The organism is Microcoleus sp. MOSTC5 (genome assembly GCF_036701825.1).
GTDB classification, from domain to species: domain Bacteria; phylum Cyanobacteriota; class Cyanobacteriia; order Cyanobacteriales; family Microcoleaceae; genus Microcoleus; species Microcoleus asticus.
In genome coordinates this window covers 1-21,249 of the sequence record NZ_JAUBRK010000092.1, presented here as the reverse complement: position 1 = coordinate 21,249, position 21,249 = coordinate 1, and the positions used below count along the sequence as shown (strand labels likewise).

Sequence of the window (21,249 nt, the reverse complement as noted above, 5' to 3'; positions counted from 1 at the left end):
GTTAATTTCGACAATTTTCGAGCTCGACTATTAGCTGGCTTTTCTAATTAGTTTTTATTATCACCTCAAACCCAGAAAACCCGGCTTAACACCAGTTTTAGCCGGATATTTGCTACTAATTTCGGGTACTCGAACTCTTGAGCATTTGCTCCAAAGCCATTGATTTGTGCCATAATTATCTCTTGGTTTTTTTGTGCATTTCCCTGGTCAGTTCGTAGCTGCTGGGGATTTTTATTGGTCTAGCTGTTGTTTGCTCACTGGCGATATTGCCGAGTCTGACTAACCGCCAGACACTGCGATCGCACGCTCGTTGCCCAGTCTGTTGCTTCGCTGGCTCTAATTCTCGAACCATAGGTTGACGGGTCGGAATATATCAAACTACGAATATACAACAGGATTCAGAGTTAGGGTAAAAGGTTAATATATTTGACAATTTGCACTAAATATGGGGCATAGAACTCTACAAGCTCGATCGCCCGATCGCCTAAAAACTTGACCAAAAAACCCGATTTCTTCCTGAAACCGGGTGAAGCGCAAATGTTGTGAATTGTCAATCCTTTGTCAATAAAAACTCAATATTGGGTAACAGCGGGTCTTGAACAACCCCCACACCGTTAAATCCCCAACGTTCGAGTAGCTTTTTTACCTGAGAACCGGAAATCGATTCTACTCCGAATCGATCGGCAACATCAGCAGCATGGGCGTTGAGATAACTCAAAGCGTCATAGTCTTCGCGAAACATCAGCAGGTAACTCACTGCCGCATCTGGATTGGGATTCGCGGACAGATATTTGCCGTCACTGCGGGAACGTAGCAAGTAAAAAACTTGAGATAACATCTTATCTTGGTTGTCAAAATAATATGTTACCTCAAATTGGGAATTGGGAATTGCCCAAACGATTTTAGACTGACAATTTGAGATAGTAGAAAAGTTGAGTTTTTTTCAACTTTCTACCTAAAAAGTACATAATTGATGCCTAAAATCGCTGGGAATCTAGCAGTTAAATCAAAGTCAGCGCTAAGCCTTTAATCCCTCGCCCGTCACCAATTTGACCGACAATCGAAGCTTGACCGGTCGTCAAATTGATATTGTACAGGCTGGAAACTCCGCCAACCTCGATCGCAGCCAAAGCCGTCTCGTTACCGCCAACACTCCTGACATCAAAGCCGAGAACGGTACCAGCATCAATTCCCAAAGACCCGATCGTATTCAACACCCCATTATTCGGCGGATCTTGCCGCACCAGAACGTCTAAATTGGTGTCAATTGCAAACAGCCTTGTCGAAGTTGCCCCTGCAAAGTTATTAACATACGCAGCCCCCACACCCGCCGGAGGATTGCCAAAATTGCGATCGCCCGCAGCATAAGCCAAATTCCCGTCGAGTTGAATTCCCCCTGTCAGCGTGTCAAAATCGACAATTGCCCCGGTATCTGGGTTGAGGCGGGCGTTTTGACCGGCTTGATTGATAAACCGAATTCGATCGACTGTCGGATTGAAATCAAAACCCGCAGCCCCCGGAGTTAGGGGAACAGCAAACTGCCCGCTACCAACAGCAGTTGCAGCCCCAGTCACCGGATTGATGGCGTACAAGCGATTGGTAGAACCCACACCGTAAAGCACACCGTTAGCGGGGCGAAAATCAATCCCCAGCAAACTTTCTCCCTGCTGCAATCCCGTAACTGCTGCGTCGCTGAGAATCGCCCGCGGTGCCGCCTCGTTAAAACCGACAATTGTTTCGGCGCCATTTCTGACAGTCAAGGCGTAAGCTGTAGGCAAAGGCAAAGCCAAACCGTTAATCTGTCTCCCATCGGCAATTTGACCGACAAAGGAAGCTTGACCGCTACTTAAATTGATATTGTACAAGCCCGAAACGCCCCCAACTTCCAGCGCCGCCACTGCCACTTCGCGGCCGCCAATACTCCTGACATCAAAGCCGAGAACGCTAGTAGCATCAACTCCCAAAGATCCGATCGTATTCAACACTCCATTATTCGGCGGATCTTGTCGCACCAAAACATCCAAATCGCTGTCAATTACAAACAGCGTTGTCGAAGTTCCCCCTGCAAAGTTATTCGTGTACGCAGCCCCAGCAGCAGCCGGAGAACTTCCAAAATTGCGATCGCCCGCCCGGTAAGCCAAATTCCCGTCGAGTTGAATTCCCCCCGCCAGCGTGTCAGAATCGACAACTCCTCCCGTATCCGGGTTGAGGCGGGCGTTTTGATCGGCTTCATTGACAAACCGAATTCGATCGACTGTCGGATTGAAATCAAAACCCGCAGCCCCCGGAGTTAGGGGAACAGCAAACTCCCCGCTACCGACTGGACTGGCTTCCCCGGTTCTCGGATTGATAGTATACAAGCGATTGCTAGAACCCACACCGTAAAGCACACCGTTAGCCGGCCGATAATCAATTCCCAGCAAATTTTCTCCCGCTTGCAATCCAGTCACGGGGAAATCTGAGATCACACTTCCCGGATTGGAAAGACTAAAACCGACAATCCGATTAGCAGCAGTTAAAGCATAAGCCGTTGTCAGCGCTGGAGGCGGGGGATTGGGAACAACGCTGCCAATATTATTAGTGAAACTTGCCTGGTTAATCGCACTTTGTCTCACCCCTCTGAGAGTAGCGAGAAATTCTCCAGTCACTCGGTCTTGAATAACAGTATCGTTTCCAGCTTCCTGAATATTCAAATCGCTAAAACTAAGACCTCCCGCCAAACCGATTAAATCTGTACCGGCTGCAAAATCGGCGATCGCGTCAGCATTTGCGAAATTAGCACCGCCGCTGGTACGACCAGGATCTGCATCAGCATAGCGCCTCAAAACAAATAGGTCTGCCCCGTCTCCGCCTATCAGGACATCAGTATCTCGATCGCCCGACAAAACATCATTGCCGGAGTTTCCCGATATGGCATCGCTGCCTTTCCCGCCCACTAAAAAATCGTTACCTTCTCCGCCGTTAATAGTATCGTTCTCTAAATCTCCAAAAATCGAATCTTGACCTAAATTGCCGTCAATTAAATCGCTTTGCTTTCCTCCAAAAATGCTGTCATTACCGGAATTTCCCGCAATGGTGTCATTGCCCGTCAAACCAAAAATTAGGTCATCTTCTGGAGTTCCTGCTAGCAAGTTTGCTTGTGCGGTGCCTCTAATTTCTGCCATGCTCTAATCACCCTCTAATTTTGATACTTTCGTGGCCTAACGGCGGCGGTATTCTCAGTCAAAATATCACAAATTCGCACTTTTAGGATAGTTTTTATTATTTTCGGCTGTAGGGGGTGGGTTGCCATAAAACTATTACACGCAGCTAAAACGATATATAAACCTGCCCCCCGATTCAAATAAACCCACTCCTCAATACATATCACTTAGCCCTATTTTATAGTTTGCTGTGCAGCCAAGCGCGATCGCACCTCAAGTGAAAACAGGCAAGCTGAAATTTTTAGGGTGCGAACCTATGAAATTTTGTATTGCGTTCATTAGTAATATACGCTGACTCTATAATTTTGGATCTGTACAGTTAGAAATTATTTTTCAAATTTAATCTGAAAGCCTGCGAAGGTGCGCTTTGTGTGTGTAGCAGCGACCACCAGCGCTCAATATAAAGTGGAGTATAAATGCGGAATTGGCATAATAAGTTAGTCGAACAGTCGTCTTCAGACGACTTAAGCTTTCAGGCAGGGGTTTAAGCCCCTGCCTGAATCGGAGTTTCACGTTTGATCCCTTCCCCTGCTTTTTCACGCTTTCAGCAGTGCTTTAGAAGCTGATTGCCCTGCGAGTCTCAGTTGCGATCGCAATTTGAAGTTCAACAACACCAAGACAGTCCACTGACTGAGTATGGAGAACAAAATCGTATTTCCTGACGCTGTGAAAGACGAAGACCAAAAGCTAACAAATGTTGAAGACAACCAGAAAATAGGAGCTTTTTCTGGGGTTAGCAAGAGCATAGATAAAATCAGAGGCGGCAACAAGATAGCGCTACCGACAGTGCCTGCAGCCCAAATTTCCGGATTTCGGGTTTTTGTCAATAGGAATAGTTGGGTGATAACTGCGTAAATTAGGATGAGATTCAGGGAGCAAATTACGTCCCAAAATTCTTTTGCCTCAATTTTTTGAAACAGCGTAAAAGGTGTTAAAATTATGACTGAGCTGAGGAGATTAATCGCAATCGCAACTACAGCAGGACTTTTTTCGCTCCAAATTAAATCGAGTAGCGGGTAGCGCCGCCACAACTTCTGACTGCTGGGAACGATTTGTTGACGATACCTCGCCCAATCGTACAAAGATTGTCTGTCAGATGTTAAAGCTGCAATTAAAGCTAAGAACATCAGCAAATTCAAGAGCAGTAAGGCGGCGAGACTACTGCCTGCTATGGGGTTTGATGGGAGTGCAAACCCTAAAATTATTGTCTGACAGCAGATAACTAGCAAATAACTTTGCCGCTTGCTCAAAACTGTAGCGCTGGGATTGGGAAAGCGGCGCTGCCATCCCTGCCACATCCAATAGGTTCCTGTACCACAAACCAAGAGAGACAAAGCAAGACCACTCGCAATATTTGTACCCACTGGCGAGTAAAACCATTGCAAATTGTCTAAAGATGCAACTAACCAATGGAAAGCATGATTTGGATTAAAAACAACTCCAAAAAGGAGATATCTCAGGATAGAAATGGGAGACAAAAATGTTAGCAAATCCCAAGCAGTTCGCGTTAATTGGATCACAGACATCCCAAACACAACGAAAACCGTAGCGCTAGCCAACCAAGGTTGAAATCCTCCCAACCAACTGGTTGTCAATCCAAATAGCATCGCAGCGCTGTAAAATAAAGCACAGCTAGCTGCAACCGCTGTGTAGAAACATAAAATTTCATTCACAGGTATTTGAGCAGCTAATCCAGCGTACAAGTGCAGCGGTACGGTCAGAATTGCTGCAAGATACAGTAAAATTGGGACGCCCAGAATTTTGCCGAGAAAAATTGTTTTGGCAGACTGGGGACTGAGGCGAATAAAGTTGAGCGTGCCGCGGCGTTCCTCCTTGTCTAAGTCGCTGACAAGCATATAAGTCCCTGCTACTAATAAAGCTAACACGCTCAATATGCTCAGCCAAATGAATATCTCCAGCCACCACTGCGGCCAGTTAATGGCAAAGTTGCCCAAGGCATCTCTGACGCACTTTGTCTCATAGGAATTGGCATTATCTAAAGTGCAAAATCTGTGATAGATGGGGTTAGTGTACTCGCCATTAGCAGGGGGAACGGGTATCTGGGCGCTGAAATACATCAATAGCAGCAGTTGACCGCTTAGGGAAAGGGCAGAGGCGATCGCCATATTGCCAGTATTCAAGCGGCCTTTGATTTCTCGAAATAACTGGGGATTCCAGTTGCCTATTTTGTCTAGTAAGTGGAGTGTCATTGGTTATTGGTGATTAGTAATGGGTGACGACTTAGTTATAACTCACTGTTTATTCTGGTAAACAGGGAACGAGCAAATTAAGATGCTTGCTGGTGTCCCATCTTGAGGAAGATGGTTTCTAAGTCTTCTTGAGTGCAGTGGAATTCGGTTAGGGGAATGTTGGCCGCGACGAGTTCGCGTAATAAATTTGCCGCATCTTCCGGGCTTCCTGAAAAATCAACGCACACCTGTTGAGTTTCCCGGATTATTGCCCAATTTTCCACCCAAGGAAAGTTTTTTAATTCCGATGTTAGCGCTTCTAATTTATTTCCTACAACCGACATAAAAATTTGCTGGCGGCTGAGGCGTTTGTAAAGTTCTTGTAAGGGTGCGCTTTCGACCAGATATCCGAGTTCCATGATACCCACCCAGCTACAAAGTTCGGCTAAGTCGCTGAGGACGTGAGATGATATGACTACGGTCATGCCGGCTTCTTGCAAAGCTTTGATAATTTCGCGGAACTGCATTCGGGCGATCGGATCTAAGCCAGAAACGGGTTCGTCTAACAACAGCAACAGCGGTTCGTGGATAATAGTTCTCCCCAAACTCAGGCGCTGTTTCATCCCCCGCGACAGGGTAGAAATTAAGCTGTTGCGCTTGTTGGTTAATTGCACGAGTTCTAAAACGGAGTTGATTCGCTCTCGGCGGCGCGGTTGCTGGAGGTTGTAGAGTCGGGCAAAATAGTCTAAATAATCCCAAACAGTCAAGTCGTCGTAGAGGGGAAAGTCGTCGGGAAGAAAGCCGATGCGCTGTTTGAGAATCGGGTGCGATCGATCGCGCAGCAACCTATCGCCGTTGATGTAAATTTCCCCTGTAGTCGGTTCCTCAGCCGCCGCCAACATCCGCAGCAAAGTAGTTTTGCCGGCACCGTTGGGGCCGATGAGTCCGCATACTTCGCCGGCTGCTACTTGTAAATCGATGTCATTGACAGCTATATGGCGATCGAATTGTTTCGTCAGCCCGCGAGTTTCTATTGCTAGTTGTTTTGCCATGTTTGGAGGGTGAATGAAGTTTTATTGGTGCATTCCTGGCATGGAAATAGAAGTCTACAACTAGCCTAGCCCGTTCTTCAATGAATTGTCATCTCGTTTCTGAAATTAAAACAAAGACATTATCGATCGCTGAAATCCTTGCTAATATTAACTCTTCCTTCTTCCTTCTTCCCTCTTCCTTCTTCCTTCTGCTATATCAAGTCTGCACGGAAAATTCCTCTGGATCGATCTCCCAATTTACCCAGCGAATTGCCTCCCTAGCTGATGTCAGGTTAGGCGGCACTCTCAAAGCGTGAATGAATCCCGTACTCGGACAAGTCATTTTTAACAAACAAATCGGCTCGACATCGGCATTATCTATTGTTAATAGTGAATATTCCTGCCAACTATCTATTTGTTCTGCTGCCAACTCTTGACAAATGCGATCGTAACCAATTCCTTGAATTAACACTCGCCGAAGTTCGGCATTCTTTTCTGTTAAAAGCCATTGCGATTGCCATTGATTGGGGTGGACTTTGCCGTACTCTTCAGGCAACCTGACACCGTGATAATAGTAAAAATTCCATCCATCCGCAAACTCGATCGCAGGTTCTGCTTCAGCGTGCAAGCGGTTTTGACTGTCAAAGCGAAGATGGCGGGGGCGATCGCACACCAGGCAAAACTTTTCAAAGGGAAATATCCAACCGCAATGCTCGAAAAGCTGCTTTTGGGAGCGAAGTATTTCTTGTGCCTTTTGGGAGAGATTGATGCCTAATGAAGAGATATACAATTCAGTCAAATAGATTTTTTTAAACAAAGTCGTGGAGGTTTCACGGGATATCATGTCGCAGAAATAATCGGGCGGGGTATCCGACATCGTTTGTTCCGATCGCACATGGCTGCTAGTCAATTGGTTGATTAGCCAACTCAGTGTGCTGTCTGCTTCGGACTCGATCGTCATGCCCTCTAACTCATACTCCCACACCGCCGCACTTGCAAATTCTCTCACAATCGATGAGGACATCCATTTCCAGTCTAGCTTTTTCCCCAATCTATTCCAATACCCTTCGTTTGACCAGTTTTGTGAAGGGTCGCCTTTGAGCGCCAATGTGAAAATTTGGAGATAAGCGTCGCGGGGACTGCTGCAAATAATAACTTCGGGTTCTTCTAGGCCAATAGCGGCATAGGCAAGTTTGACTGCTTCTGTGGCTTTTTGAGCATCAATTGGTCTAGTCGAGAGAGTAAGACGTTTCTGTGCGAGTTCGCCTAACACGCTGAAAGTGGTAATTGGATTGCGGCTGAGAATCAGTGTTGTCAGATTGGTGAGCGAGCGCAAGGCGCTGATATCGGTAATTTTAGCGCTGTCGAGAGACAGTGTTGTCAGATTGGTGAGCAAGCCGAGGGAGCTGATGTCGGTAATTCGATTGCTGTCGAGAGACAGTGTTGTCAGATTGGTGAGGGAGCCGAGGGAGCTGATGTCGGTAATTCCATTGCTGTAGAGACGCAGTGTTGTCAGATTGGTGAGCGATCGCAAGGCGGTGATATCGGTAAGTCGATTGCTGTTGAGATTCAGTGTGGTCAGATTGGTGAGGGAGCCGAGGAAGCTGATGTCGGTAATTTGATTGTCCCAGAGACGCAGTGTTGTCAGATTGGTGAGCGAGCCGAGAAAGCTGAAGTCGGTAATTTGATTGTCCCAGAGATACAGTGTTGTCAGATTGGTGAGCGAGCCGAGGAAGCTGATGTCGATAATTTGATTGTCGTTGAGATGCAGTTCTGTCAGATTGGTGAGCGAGCCGAGGAAGCTGATGTCGCTAATTTTATTGTCCCAGAGATTCAGTGCCGTCAGATTGGTGAGCGAACCGAGGGAGCTGATGTCGGTAATTCCATTGTCCCTGAGATCCAGTTTTGTCATGCTTGAAAGTATCTGCTCCGCTGCTTGAGCGTCATCAGTGCCAGCCTTTTTTAACAACACTTTAACTGTGTGCCTTGCCTCTTCTGAAAGACTGTCAATATGCCTGCACCAGTCCGCAAAGCGGCTAAAACTAATTGATTCGTTTGGTTGTTCTTCTGACATAAAACACTCCGAGAGTACAAAATTAATTAGTTCTATACAGCTTTACGAAATTGTTGCCGGGTGGGAATCTGAATTATGAACTCAGTTCCTTGCGCGATCGTAGAAAAACACTTGAGCTTACCACGATGTTTTTCCGTGATGATTTGATAACTGATGGACATCCCCATGCCTGTCCCTTTTCCCACAGGCTTGGTGGTAAAGAACGGATCGAAAATGCGTTGCTGAATCTGTTCGGACATACCAACACCGTTGTCAGCGATCGCAATTTCTACCCAATCAGCTTCGATCGGTGACGTGCGAATCCTAATCTGCCCCGGATTAGCTTGGAGTTGTGCATAGGTTTTCCCGCGACCGCTTTCTTCGAGCGCATCGATTGCATTTGCCAGAATATTCATCACCACCTGGTTCAGTTGTCCGGGGTAGCACTCAACGTGGTCTAGGAGGCTGTAGTCCTTAGCGACCTTAATCTCTGGGAAATCGGCTCTGGCTTTGAGGCGATTTCCCAAAATCAGGAGGGTGCTGTCAATCCCTGCGTGAATATCGACAGTTTTAAAGTCAGCTTCATCAAGACGGGAAAAGTTGCGTAATGACAGCACGATCTGACGAATGCGATCGGTGCCAATCTCCATCGAATTCAGGGTTTTCGGTAGGTCTTTCTGCAAAAATTCTAAATCGATGTCATCCACCATAGCTTGAATATCAGGAGACGTATTAGGATTCTCCTGCTGGTAAAGTTCAATCAGATCCATCAGATTTTGCGTGTACTCCCGCAAATGGGTCAGATTGCCGTGGATGAAATTAACGGGGTTATTGATTTCATGGGCGACCCCTGCCACTAATTGCCCTAAACTTGACATTTTTTCTGCCTGCACGAGTTGCGTTTGGGTCTGTTGCAACTCCAGCAGCGTGCGTTCGACTTGCTCTCGGGCTTCAGTAATGGCAGCAATTTGAGGCAAACTGGTCCAACAGGCGATCGCCACTCCCACGAAGGCAACCGTCACTAACAAAATGCTAAACAACGCCACATATTGCCCCACACCCACCCGCTCTAAACCCGCTCTCACCCACCAGCCAATACTCAGCGCACTGCACACTAAACCAATTAAGATCGTGACCTGAAATGCCAACCAATCTGTTTTGCTGGTATCGGGTTGCTGGTGATACCGTTGCATCCACCCATCAGGATGGAACAGGGGGACGTTCAGGCGCGGTAATTGAGTGCCTGCCACGCCAATCAGCCAAGGTAGCAGTAAGCCAATGGCTAAGTCCTGCCAGCTCCATGCCCACCCACCCACGACCAAAACAGCCGCTTCAAGGCCAAAGAAGCCCAGCGACCACCAGGGCCATCTGGTTTCTGGTCGTCGCCGGCTGACCCACTCGCCTAAGTGAATTGCCATCATCGAACTCAGGTAGCCGGTGCCCCCCACCATCACAACCCGTGCGACATCGCCCCACCACAGGCAAATGAGACTCAGCCCGAGGGTGGAAATCAAACTGGGTTCGAGCACTCCCCGGCGAGACAGCACGGCAAACACGGGTGGTAAGTAGCCATCTTTGGCTAACTGATACAAAATCCGGGGACTGTTAGAAACAGCAGTCGCAGAGCTGAGGAGACATCCTGACGCAATCAGAAAGGTGACGAGGGCGGGGGCGAATGTGCCCCAGAAGGGTTGGGTTGCTGCCACTAGATTGAGGTAAGCGCTATCCCCTAAGCCGGGATCTGTGGCTAACCGCATCAAAACCCACGATCCGCCGAGATAGACGATCGGAAGCAATCCCGTCGTCACTTGCAAGCACCGTAGGGTAACGCTGGGTTGGCGACTATCTGCCACAAATGAAGAAGCCGTTTCGCCACCATAAACCGCATAGACGGCGATAAAGAACCATTTCATCCAATCGATCGGAGAAACGCCTGCTCCCAGATCGGGCAGCACCCCAGGGCTAGCTGGAGCAAAACTTAACCAAGCCATGCCTTGGATACAAAAGGTGAGAAGAAACCCGATCGCGGGAAATATAAAGAAAGAGTGCAAAATACCTAGCGTGCGAGTTCCACTAAAAGCAACGATGAACGGCAGCACTGTAAACCCAATTCTGAATAGGATCTCTGGACAGGTAATCCCCAGTGGCGTCAGATTCGCTTTGATTAAATCGGTCAGAACGATCGCATTCATGGCTGGCACAGACGCCCAGCCGAACATATAACCAATCGCCCCATAGCGAGCCAAGTTTGGCAACCGGTGTAGCAAGCGGGTCGTATAGTTTGGGGTGCCTCCAGCTACCTCTGGGAAGTAAGTCCCTAACCGCTTAACTTGCAGGTTGAGCATCATGCTAATGATTGTTCCCGGCAACCAAACCCAGATCGCCTGCGGGCCTAGTGCGGCATTCATCGCAGGCGCAGTCCCTAACCATAAAAGCAACCCACTAAAGCCAAACCCCCAGGTTTCTTGTGAAGAAAGACTCTGAGGCAAGGGAGGTATTGAAACCGGATTGCGATTCATGATTCTCGTAGAAAAAGGACTAATGTAGACTCAAGTTTTCCCTGAAGTCACTGACTGTTTCATTAGCTACCAAAAAAATTAGTTCATCAACCACTTCTCTGGGATCTTCTTTATACTCTATACTCTCTAAATTATAAAAATTTGAAATCCTTCACAGTCCTGAAGCCTTGTGAAGGATTGAAATGACAAAAAATCATTCTCACTGCGTAAGTCCTGACTGAGTTAAGTCTACTATTTCAAATCTTCGAGCTTAATCCGAGGATCGACAGCTTTCAGCAGCAAATCTGCCAACAAATTCCCCACAATCAACATGGTTGCACCCATCATCAAACTGGCCATTACTAAATACAAGTCTTGGTTGTTCACCGCCTCCAAAGTCAGCTTTCCCAAACCCGGCCAATTAAAGAAAAATTCCGCAATAAACGCACCGCTCAACAAACTAGCAAACTCAAAACCCAATAGCGTAATCAACGGATTAACAGCATTCCGCAAAGCGTGAACGTAAATTACTCGATCGTCGGGCAAACCTTTCGCCCGCGCTGTTCTGATGTAATCTTGACGCAGCACGTCCAACAATTGTCCCCGCATCAATCTTTGCAAACCAGCAAAACCAGTAACGCTGAGGGCGACAGTTGGCAAAATTAAGTGCCAGCAGTAATCGAGGATTTGACCCCACCAAGGTAAGTCTGCGTGGTCGATACTTGTCATTCCTCCGACGGGAAACAGAGGCGAAGTATTTTGTGCGAAAAATAGCAGCAACAAAGCTGTAATAAAGCTCGGAAATCCCTGTCCGGTGTAGCTGACTACTTGCAAAACTCGATCGACTGTGCGGTTTTGATTGACGGCGGCGACAATTCCCAAAGGAATGGCGATCGCCCAAGTCACAAACATAGATGCGATCGCCATCAACAGCGTCGCCGGTACCCGTTCCCACAGCAGCGAAGCTACCGATCGCTGATACACAAAACTCGTGCCAAAATTCCCCCGCGTTACAATTTGTTGCAGCCACAGCCAATACTGCACAATAGCTGGTTTATCTAAGCCGAACTGCTGTTCGAGTTGCTTGAGTGTCTCCGGCGAAATCTTCGGATTTTGGCTCAAAGTATCCAAGTAATTTCCCGGTGCTAGCTCAATAATTGCAAAACAAAGAGCCGATGCCAAAAATAGCGTTAAAAGTGCCTGCAACAGTCGCTTGACAACATAAGTAAATGTCTCCCCACCAAACAGAGAACTCAACCCTCGCCAATTTCGATTCAATTTAATAGAAGTCATAGGATTTTAGATTTTAGATTTTAGATTTTAGATTTTTGAATTGAACAATTGAAGAATTGAAGAATTGTGAATGATATTAATTCCGGTTGCATCGGAATGATTTAACCGCTCTTAACGCAGAGATCGCAGAGTCAGAGAAGAGAGAGATGAATAATTCCGATGCAAAGGTCAAGGATATTATTTGTCAGTAGTTTTTACTCAACTGTCAACTGTCAACTGTCAACTGTCAGCAGTTAACTAACTAATATTCAACTAGCGTGACGATCGGCACATCCGGCAATTTCTGCCTGCCGCCCAAAGCCTGCAATTCAATGATAAAAGCAAAACCGACAAGCTCGCAGCCAGCTTGCTCCAACAATTTAGCCGTCGCCACCGCCGTTCCGCCAGTGGCGATTAAATCGTCCACAATCAGCACCCGGCTGCCGGATGTCATCGCATCTCGGTGCATCTCCAGTCGATCGACACCGTATTCCAATTCGTACTCAGCAAAATGAACCGCACCTGGCAGTTTCCCTGGTTTGCGGACAGGAATAAAGCCTATTCCCATTTTATAAGCCAAAGGCGCGCCAAATATAAAGCCTCGGGATTCCATGCCCACCACATAGTCAGCAGACATTTCAGAGCATTTTTCGGCTAAGCTGTCAATGGTGTAGCTGAGGCCTTGCGGGTCGCGCAACAAAGTTGTAATGTCTCGAAACAGAATTCCCGGCTTTGGGAAATCAGGAATGTCGCGAATCAGAGATTTGAGATCCATAAGCTTGCAGATCGGCGTTGAGGGTAACGAGGCATCAAAAATGGTACAATAATAACGTCAAAATTTAAAATATTAAAAATAAAAATTAAAACTAAGAGCTTCTTTAATTTTTATTCTTTAATTGCTTAATCCTTTACGTACTATGTAAACAAATGTCATAATTCCCTAACAACAGGGTTGAATATCAAGATTTGTCACCCTAAGATCTAAAGTCAAAAATCTAATATCTAAAATCCAATGATTAAGTTGGCAGCACGAGTGGGCGAGGTTCCTCCTTCCATAACCTTGGCGATCGCAGCTAAGGCTAAAGCCATGAAGGCCGAAGGGATTGATGTCTGTAGTTTGAGTACGGGAGAACCAGACTTTGATACCCCCGAACACGTTAAAGCAGCGGCAAAACAAGCTTTAGACGAGGGGAAGACTAAGTACGGCCCTGTGACTGGGGAACCGCAGTTAAAAGCTGCGATCGCCCGCAAACTCCGCGACGACAACAACCTTAACTATCAACCCGAAAATATCATCGTCACCAACGGCGGCAAGCATTCGCTCTACAATCTGATGATGGCTCTGATCGATCCGGGGGATGAAGTAATTATCCCTGCTCCCTACTGGCTGAGCTATCCAGAAATGGTAAAACTCGCCAGCGGCAAGCCTGTAATTGTACGGACAGATGCTTCTACAGGATATAAAATTACACCGGAACAACTGAGTCGAGCGATTACTCCCAAAACCAAGTTATTTGTACTGAATTCGCCTTCTAACCCAACGGGAATGGTGTACACTCTGGCGGAAATCAAAGCATTAGCCGAGGTGATAGTCGATCGAGATATTCTAGTCGTTGCTGACGAAATTTACGAAAAAATTATATATGACGGCGCCCAACACGTCAGCATCGGTTCCCTGGGTCAAGAAATCTTCGATCGCACCCTGATCAGCAGCGGTTTTGCCAAAGCTTACGCGATGACAGGCTGGCGAATCGGTTATTTGGCCGGGCCGATCGAATTAATCAAAGCCACCAGCACCATTCAAGGTCACAGTACCTCAAACGTGTGTACTTTTGCACAGTACGGCGCGATCGCAGCTTTGGAAAGCAGCCAAGAGTCTGTTGAAAAAATGCGTCAAGCTTTTGCCGAAAGGCGTCAGGTAATATTTGAATTGCTCGATGCTGTCCCCGGAATTAGCTGCATCAAACCAGACGGTGCTTTCTATATGTTTGTCAACATCAGCAAAACTGGAATGAATTCTCTGGAATTTTGCGACGCTTTCTTAGAACAGCAGCAAGTAGCAGTTATTCCGGGGATTGCTTTTGGTGCAGACGACCACATTCGCTTGTCTTACGCCACCGATTTAGGCACAATTAAAAAAGCCGTAGAAAGGCTCGATAAATTTGTCCGCAGCATCTAAAAATTAGTTAGTAGTCATTAGTCATTAGTCATTAGTCATTAGTCATTTGTTATTTGTTCTTGGTAACAACTGACTAATTACCGATCGCGGTTGACTATTGACTGTTGACTGAATACTGCTGACTGTTGACTAATACCAATTTTAAAAACTATTGCTACAGTAATTCTCTTATATAAATTATCGTTCATTCGCTCTCACCACCTGCCGGACACGGCAGTGCCGTTTCCCTACAGACGATAGCTGATAATTTATATCTAGCACTACTTTTTTTCAGAATTGGTATAACTACTGCTGACCAATGACTAATGACTAATAACTAAAGCTGTTTCGTCATAATCTCTTTGAGCAAATCCAGCCCCTTCTTAACTCGCCGAGAAACAGTCACCGCACTGATACCCAAGCGTTCAGCCGTTTCTTTCTGCGTCAAATCGTAGAGAAAAACAAACTCCAATATCTCGCGAGTCCGTTGTTCCAACATAGCCAAAGCTTGCTGTACGCGAATTTGATCCTCTTGCGCCAACTGAAAACTCCGATACTTGGTATCGGGCACCAATTCTCCGAGACAAGTAGCCCCCTCATCTTCATCTTGCATCGGCGCGTCCAAACTCAGAGGCGATCTGTTGAGATGGGCCAACTTAATTTCTTGCCATTCTTCTACAGAAACCTCAAGGACTGCTGCTACTTCAGCATCCGTAGGTTTGCGGTTGAACTGCACCTGCAAATCCTTGATCGCTGCTACAGATTTGCGTTCCAGGGACTGCCAGTGGCGGGGAAATCGCACAGAAGGGCTTTTGTCCCGCAAGTAGTGTTGAATTTCGCCCCGAATGTAGGGAATTGCAAAGGAACTAAAAGCGTGTCCCTTCGACATATCAAACCGCTCGATCGCCCTGATCAACCCAATACACCCTACTTGCAGCAAATCGTCGTAGCTTTCACCGCACTGGTTTAGCCAGTGGTAAACTTCTTTTCTCACAAGTCCAATATTCAGTTTAACTAACTGATTGCGGATTTCATTCGATCCCGAAAGTTGGTACTCGCGCAACAATTGCAAATTTTCGTTTTTTAGCTCGTTGGGCACTGTGGTAGACATAGCGGCATAAGGGTTGGTAGAGGAGAGGACTGAGGTTGCTTTAGATCGAGTTTCCAATACAGTCTAAAATAATTCACTTTTAGGTAGTGTAATCCTAGCACTTAATAGGTGTGATAGCGGACACACCTTTTGAATTTTGGGGGGGTGCAGGGATTTAGGGCGACGATCCGAAGGCCTTCGGCAGAAGGCAGCATTTTACCAGGTAGAAGGTATTCGGCACAATCCCGAATTTAACCAGGATTTTTTACCACTATATTATAATCTGAAATCTGTTTAAATACAATACTTTAATTAATAAAAAATCCAAACTTAATCACTTGCGACTAATCACAATCAAATCATAAATTTAGTCATTAGTCAACAGTCTTAATTTATATTGGTCAAGACTGTTGGCTAATGAAGGGCGAGCAGTAGCTTTATTGCAAAAAACTGCTCAAGTTCGATCTATCCAGAAACCCAATTTTACGACACAGAAGGCTCAATGCGAGCGTAAAACAAACCCCGAATTTTCACGTCGAGAGCAGGTCTAGCTCCCAAATCAGTATCAGAAGGCTGCGTGCTCTCAAAAATCCCGCCAACTTCGCCAGTGGCGCTGTTGACTTTAGCAACTTGGAGAGAAATTTTGCCCGCCTTGGTGCGGGTGTCAGCCAGCTTTACATTAGAGCGGTTCAGTTTGGAATTGTCAGTAGCCGGAAGCGCTACAGCATTATCGTAGCCAGTCGCTACCCCGCGACCTTTAGGGTCTAAAAAGCCTGCGCTGCGGTAAGAAGGAACGTTAAACTCCCCTCTCAAATCGGTGGAAGTATTGATAGCAACCACTCCGGGTTCGGAACTGGCTACCAGCTCTTTAATAGTGAACAAGAAAGGTACTTGCTCTCCGCCCGGTAACTGAATCGTAATAGCTTGAAAATCCAAGCCGTCTTCTTCTGTGAAAGTCAGAGTTCCGTCAGTACCGACTTTGAGCGTACCTTGAACTTGGTCAATGCTCGACGTGAACCGCGTCAGCAATTTACCAGGCACAAATTCCGCCTCTTGGCGTTTGTTTGCTGGTTCTTCCTTCACAAAATAAGTTGTGGGCTGCAAACACAAACCAGTCAGTTTATAGGTGCCGTCCGCTTCGAGGGGGATCGATCCCCGAGAAGTTTCTGCCAAGCTAGGGCAGTTATTAGCCAATCCAGTACCTCTAATCTCGTCGTAGGTGAGCAACTCGGTAGTCGCCACCGTCGTGTCAGAAGCAGAAGAACAAGCAACCAGCGCACTCATGCAAAATGCTAAAAGTGCAACAATTAAAGCACGATATTTCATTGCAAACCTCAATATCCAACATCGGATTATATTAAGAAAAAGCCTTACTTCGAGCAAAATATAATTGCCCGCCGGCAGGCTACGCCAGCGCTTTGGGCAGCATTTAGATCCAGATCGCTCGCTTCACCGAGACCGACATTGACTCAAAAAATCAAGCTAGTCCAGTGAAAATAAGCAAGAACTTATGATTTCTCAATCATGTTCGGATCGCAGCCCAATACACATGGTACGACGGGTTGTGCTCTTTTCTTGGCTTGGACTGCAAATTAATATTGCTTAAGTCAACCTACTTAAGTTACTTTGCTTATGACCCCGAATGGCGATCGCGACTAGCTCGATTAGTCGGCTGACCAAAAGGCTGGGGACAAACGCCTAGTAGATTTCAAAGGAAGCAGCAGTATGGACAACGGCAAAGATTTAGAGTCAGAAAAGTTGCAGTCTCAAATGCAATCGCTGACAGAGGCGATTCGGACTTTAGCCGAAAGTTGTCAGGGAGACAGTCTGCTGCTTTTGGCCCTGCTGCGGACGCTGGAAGCTTCGCACCGGGAAATTCGGGACGGTTTGTTTCAAGCGTCTTTTCCCGACAACCGCCAAGCACTTTACAAACTACTCAAGAATATTGAAGCCAATGGTGGCTGGCCTTACATCCACCGCATGAAACTTCGATCGCTCTTGGGGTACACCCAACAATTATCTCCCCTAGAAGATTCTCCAGCCGAGTTGCCAGAAGACTCGGCCGAGACTCCACAAGACGTTAAATAGTTTTGAGTTTTGAGTTATGAGTTTATGTAAAAATCACAAACTCATAACTGAGCTGGGCGATCGCGCCTAGAACCCAAATGGTGTAGGAGGTAAGGGTATCGGGTTCGGCACCGTCGGGAATATCGGCGTCTGTCCGGGCATTGACAATGGTCCGGGAGTCTGCGTCGGGGCGATCGAACTAATTGACAGCAGGGGCGAATCAGCATCAGGCACGCTAACTGTCGGCGGAGTTGGAATCCTCGAAGCAGTCGGAGTCGGAGTCGGTGCTGCTGTGGGAGTCGGAGTCGGAGTCGGCGTCGGCGTCGGAGTCGGTGCTGCTGTGGGAGTCGGAGTCGGCGTCGGCGTCGGAGTCGGTGCTGCTGTGGGAGTCGGCGTCGGAGTCGGCGTCGGAGTCGGTGCTGCTGTGGGAGTTGGAGTTGGAGTCGGCGTCGGAGTTGGAGTTGGAGTCGGAGTTGGAGTTGGAGTTGGAGTTGGAGTCGGAGTTGGAGTTGGAGTTGGAGTTGGAGCCGGAGCTGGAGCCGGAGCTGGAGCCGGAGTTGGAGTTGGAGGTTGATTTGGATCTGTAATTGTGGTTGTAACTGTAGTTGTAGTTGTAATCGTGGTTGGTCTGGGGGGAACCGTCCCAGTCACAGCGATAAAATCATTGGCATCGAGCAGCGCCGCCGGAGTGTCTGTCAAAATTGCTAAAAGCTTGCCGTCGAGCGTCGTAATTACTGTATCCCTGATATTTGCACCGTTACCTTGCCGAACTTGCAGTTGAGCGAAAGATAAATTGCTCGGCAGTCCAAAGAAATCCTCTGCCTCATTGTAATCAGTAATTAAAGCCAAACTGCCAGGCCCGGCTCCCAATCCAAAGACATCGCTGCCGCTGCCGCCAGTCAGAGTATCCGAACCCTCACCTCCGATCAGAGAATCATTACCCTCTGCCCCAAATAAATTGTCATTGCCGAAACTGCCCAAAATTGTATCGTCGCCGATACCTCCAGCCAACGAGTCATCGCCAAAACCGCCGTCGAGAGCATCATTACCTTTGCCACCAAACAGGAAGTCATTGCCTTCATCTCCCAGTATCGAGTCGTCGGCTTCATCCCCGCGAAGCGTATCGGAACCTGTGCCGCCAAAAGCTGTATCGTCAGCCTTGCCGCCGAATATCTGATCGTTACCAGCATCTCCGAAGAGCGAATCGTTGTCGGCATTGCCGTACAAAGTGTCGTCGCCGTCGCTGGCACTCAAGTAATCGTTGCCCTCACCGCCCAACAGTTGATCCCTGCCGCTACCGCCGTTGAGAGAATCGTTCCCAAAATTCCCGTAGAGAAAGTCCTCATCAGCATTCCCGAACACGGAATCGTCGCCGTCACTTCCTGTGAGGGTGTCGTTGCCAGTACCGCCGGCAATCACATCAAAGCCTCCGTTGCCAAAAACTAAGTCGTCCCCAGCGTCTCCCACCACGCTGTCTATCCCGTCGTTGCCTTCGAGGATGTCGTTCCCCAAACCGCCGCGAATCGAGTCGTCGCCGTTCCCGCCGGAAGCAAAATCGCGGCCTTGGTTGCCAATAAGTTCGTCATTTCCTTCACCGCCAATCAGCGAATCTGCTCCGTCACCTCCAAGAAGCTGGTCGTTGCCGCCGTCGCCCTCTAGGGTGTCATCTCCTCCCGCACCCAGGGGCGTGTCATCGCCATCTAAGGCGCGAATTCGATCGCTCAGCGGAGTTCCTAGAATAAAGTCGTTGCTGTCTGTGCCGATCAGGTTTGCCATACGGGATACACCGGTCCTCAATAAAATAAATTGTTTGAAATTATGTTAATCGCCTTCGTGACAAGGGATTGCTGCTTGCCTAGGTTAGCATAATTGAGATTTTGGCAATCTGGCGAAGGGGCGCTGGAAGTTTTGCCCGTGTCCGCAGTTGCGATCGGGGCTGGTATAATGCCCGATCGGCAATCTAATTTAGTTATTCGGGATTTTTTCAAATAGAAATTAGTCGATCGGACTCAAGGAACTCAAACTCGACAAACAAAAGGAGGAAGAATGAAAAATGAATAACCTTTTTCATTCTTCCTCCTCCTCAAACTTTTACTTCTGATACCACTTTGAAACAATAATGCAACTGTAGGTCAGCTCCAAATCATTAGGTCATCTGTCATTCCCAATTCTTCAATCTAAAATCTAAAATCTAAAATCTAAAATCTAAAATGGTAGGACGGATGCCCTCTACTTTTATCCGTTAACAGGTAACACTATCTCAAATTCACTTCCTCCCCCCAAAGTAGAATTCACATTAATTGTTCCGCCGTGGGTTTCGACTACAATCTGGCGGGCGATCGCCAATCCTAATCCTGTGCCTTTTCCTACTGCCTTCGTAGTGAACAAATGGTCAAAAATCCGCTGTTTTACTGCTTCTGTCATGCCCGCACCGTTATCGGCAATCTGAACTTTGATGTGCCGATAGCCCGACAGACTGGTACGAACAGTGATACAGTGTGGATTTGCTTTAATTGCCTCCAAACTGCGTCCTTGGTTTGATTCTTCTAGGGCATCGATCGCGTTAGCAAGCAGGTTCATAAAGACTTGGTTCAGTTGACCGGGAAAGCATTCGATTTGGGGGAGATTGCCGTAGTCTGTGACGACTTCGATCGGGGGATGGTGTTCGTTGGCTTTCAGCCGGTGTTTCAAAATTAAGATGGTGCTGTCAATGCCCTCATGGATATTAAAGGGAACTTTGTAGTCTTTATCGGCTCTGGAGAAGGTGCGGAGGCTGGTGCTAATGCCGCGAATGCGATCGCATCCCACTTTCATCGACAACAGCATCTTTGGCAAATCTTCTAAGGCATACTCTAAATCAATATCCTCCGCATCTTCTTCGATTTCCTCGCCGGGATTTGGCAGTTTTTGTTGATATAATTTTAAGTGACTAATCACATCTTTGATCGTGGTGGTTGCTTCCTCAATATTGCCGCTAATAAAGCCGACAGGATTATTAATTTCGTGGGCAACTCCCGCTACTAAATTGCCCAAGGCGGACATTTTTTCGCTTTGCACGATTTGTAACTGTGCTTGCTGCAAATCGAGGAGCGATCGCTCTAGTTCTTGTGAATAAGCTTGAGATTGTTGGTACAAGCGGGCATTTTCTAGAGAGATAGCCGCTTGGGCGCACAAAAGTTGGATGACTTCAGTGCGATCCTCTGTAAATGCACCAATTGTCAAGTTATTTTCTAGATATAACAACCCGATTAATTTACCCTGATTTAAAATTGGCGCGCACAGCACACTTTTGGGCTTTTCCTGCATCAAATACGGATCGGCAATAAAATCGCTTTGTACTGCTGCATTATCCAAAACTACAGTTTTCCAAGTCCGCTTAACATAGTTGACCACAGCAGCGGGAACCTCGTCGCTGGCTGACAGCGGTACAGATATTGAGATGACATCTCGATGGAAGGAGGCTACAGCTTCGATCGCGAGATTCCCATCCTTAAGCAACAGCAGAACTGCTTTTTTTGCTCCGGCATTTTCCATCACCACACACATCAGTGCAGCCAGCAATTTTTCTAATTGAATTTCACTCGATAGAGTTTGGGAGGCTTTGAGAATAGGGGTCTTCTGGGTTTGAGGTGATAATAAAAACTAATTAGAAAAGCCAGCTAATAGTCGAGCTCGAAAATTGTCGAAA

The 21,249-nt window shown here is 47.1% G+C and carries 12 protein-coding genes and 3 pseudogenes; 2 read left to right on the top strand and 13 right to left on the bottom strand.

From position 1 onward, the window contains the following. Positions 1 to 550 precede the first annotated feature (550 nt). From QUA54_RS31340 to QUA54_RS31305, 9 genes and pseudogenes are all read right to left on the bottom strand, one after another. A complete protein-coding gene (locus tag QUA54_RS31340; protein WP_006630975.1) occupies positions 551 to 838 on the bottom strand; it encodes a hypothetical protein in 288 nt (95 codons plus the stop codon). A 163-nt stretch (positions 839 to 1,001) separates the two neighbouring features. Next, a complete protein-coding gene (locus QUA54_RS31335; protein ID WP_333418587.1) occupies positions 1,002 to 3,164 on the bottom strand; it encodes a DUF4394 domain-containing protein in 2,163 nt (720 codons plus the stop codon). 575 nt (positions 3,165 to 3,739) lie between these two features. After that, complete coding sequence (locus QUA54_RS31330) at positions 3,740 to 5,413, bottom strand: hypothetical protein (RefSeq protein ID WP_333418586.1); 1,674 nt, start codon at positions 5,411 to 5,413, stop codon at positions 3,740 to 3,742. A 77-nt stretch (positions 5,414 to 5,490) separates the two neighbouring features. Next, positions 5,491 to 6,444, bottom strand: coding sequence for an ABC transporter ATP-binding protein (locus tag QUA54_RS31325; protein WP_333191253.1), 954 nt, complete (start codon positions 6,442 to 6,444; stop codon positions 5,491 to 5,493). Positions 6,445 to 6,640: 196 nt separating this feature from the next. Further along, positions 6,641 to 7,207, bottom strand: a pseudogene (locus QUA54_RS34655) (DUF6745 domain-containing protein); the annotation flags it as partial. 540 nt (positions 7,208 to 7,747) lie between these two features. Beyond that, positions 7,748 to 8,335: pseudogene (locus tag QUA54_RS34650) on the bottom strand (leucine-rich repeat domain-containing protein); the annotation flags it as partial. Between the two features lie 194 nt (positions 8,336 to 8,529). Then, positions 8,530 to 10,995: an amino acid permease gene (locus QUA54_RS31315; protein ID WP_333418583.1), complete on the bottom strand. Its 2,466-nt coding sequence runs from the start codon at positions 10,993 to 10,995 to the stop codon at positions 8,530 to 8,532. Between the two features lie 231 nt (positions 10,996 to 11,226). Continuing rightward, positions 11,227 to 12,267 carry an ABC transporter permease gene (locus tag QUA54_RS31310; RefSeq protein ID WP_333204188.1) on the bottom strand — a complete coding sequence of 347 codons (1,041 nt, stop codon included), beginning with the start codon at positions 12,265 to 12,267 and terminating at the stop codon, positions 11,227 to 11,229. A 241-nt stretch (positions 12,268 to 12,508) separates the two neighbouring features. Then, entirely contained in the window at positions 12,509 to 13,021 is a 513-nt protein-coding gene (locus tag QUA54_RS31305; protein WP_333418581.1) for an adenine phosphoribosyltransferase, read from the bottom strand. Between the two features lie 237 nt (positions 13,022 to 13,258). On the opposite strand from QUA54_RS31305, the gene QUA54_RS31300 reads away from it, so the two are divergent. After that, positions 13,259 to 14,425, top strand: coding sequence for a pyridoxal phosphate-dependent aminotransferase (locus tag QUA54_RS31300; RefSeq protein WP_333418579.1), 1,167 nt, complete (start codon positions 13,259 to 13,261; stop codon positions 14,423 to 14,425). 316 nt (positions 14,426 to 14,741) lie between these two features. On the opposite strand, the gene QUA54_RS31295 is transcribed toward QUA54_RS31300, so the two are convergent. Beyond that, positions 14,742 to 15,515, bottom strand: a complete 774-nt coding sequence (locus QUA54_RS31295) for an RNA polymerase sigma factor SigF (RefSeq protein ID WP_333191238.1) — start codon at positions 15,513 to 15,515, stop codon at positions 14,742 to 14,744. A gap of 462 nt (positions 15,516 to 15,977) precedes the next feature. Continuing rightward, on the bottom strand, positions 15,978 to 16,820 hold the full coding sequence (locus tag QUA54_RS31290; RefSeq protein ID WP_333418577.1) for a photosystem II manganese-stabilizing polypeptide: 843 nt from the start codon (positions 16,818 to 16,820) through the stop codon (positions 15,978 to 15,980). Between the two features lie 399 nt (positions 16,821 to 17,219). Between QUA54_RS31290 and QUA54_RS31285 the strand changes: the two genes are divergently transcribed. Further along, a complete protein-coding gene (locus QUA54_RS31285) occupies positions 17,220 to 17,582 on the top strand; it encodes a hypothetical protein (RefSeq protein WP_172189867.1) in 363 nt (120 codons plus the stop codon). Positions 17,583 to 17,648: 66 nt separating this feature from the next. Here the strand turns inward: QUA54_RS31285 and QUA54_RS31280 are convergent, their stop codons facing one another. Continuing rightward, the gene (locus QUA54_RS31280; RefSeq protein WP_333418575.1) at positions 17,649 to 19,337 is read right to left on the bottom strand and encodes a calcium-binding protein; all 1,689 of its coding nucleotides are present in this window, start codon (positions 19,335 to 19,337) and stop codon (positions 17,649 to 17,651) included. A gap of 459 nt (positions 19,338 to 19,796) precedes the next feature. Next, positions 19,797 to 21,170 (bottom strand): annotated as a pseudogene (locus QUA54_RS31275) (GAF domain-containing sensor histidine kinase); the annotation flags it as partial. Between the last annotated feature and the right edge of the window lie 79 nt (positions 21,171 to 21,249).

Coding starts and splice junctions, on each gene's coding strand:
- QUA54_RS31340 (WP_006630975.1), bottom strand. CDS start 838: ATGTTATCTCAAGTTTTTTACTTGCTACGTTCCCGCAGTGACGGCAAA.
- QUA54_RS31335 (WP_333418587.1), bottom strand. CDS start 3,164: ATGGCAGAAATTAGAGGCACCGCACAAGCAAACTTGCTAGCAGGAACT.
- QUA54_RS31330 (WP_333418586.1), bottom strand. CDS start 5,413: ATGACACTCCACTTACTAGACAAAATAGGCAACTGGAATCCCCAGTTA.
- QUA54_RS31325 (WP_333191253.1), bottom strand. CDS start 6,444: ATGGCAAAACAACTAGCAATAGAAACTCGCGGGCTGACGAAACAATTC.
- QUA54_RS31315 (WP_333418583.1), bottom strand. CDS start 10,995: ATGAATCGCAATCCGGTTTCAATACCTCCCTTGCCTCAGAGTCTTTCT.
- QUA54_RS31310 (WP_333204188.1), bottom strand. CDS start 12,267: ATGACTTCTATTAAATTGAATCGAAATTGGCGAGGGTTGAGTTCTCTG.
- QUA54_RS31305 (WP_333418581.1), bottom strand. CDS start 13,021: ATGGATCTCAAATCTCTGATTCGCGACATTCCTGATTTCCCAAAGCCG.
- QUA54_RS31300 (WP_333418579.1), top strand. CDS start 13,259: ATGATTAAGTTGGCAGCACGAGTGGGCGAGGTTCCTCCTTCCATAACC.
- QUA54_RS31295 (WP_333191238.1), bottom strand. CDS start 15,515: ATGTCTACCACAGTGCCCAACGAGCTAAAAAACGAAAATTTGCAATTG.
- QUA54_RS31290 (WP_333418577.1), bottom strand. CDS start 16,820: ATGAAATATCGTGCTTTAATTGTTGCACTTTTAGCATTTTGCATGAGT.
- QUA54_RS31285 (WP_172189867.1), top strand. CDS start 17,220: ATGGACAACGGCAAAGATTTAGAGTCAGAAAAGTTGCAGTCTCAAATG.
- QUA54_RS31280 (WP_333418575.1), bottom strand. CDS start 19,337: ATGGCAAACCTGATCGGCACAGACAGCAACGACTTTATTCTAGGAACT.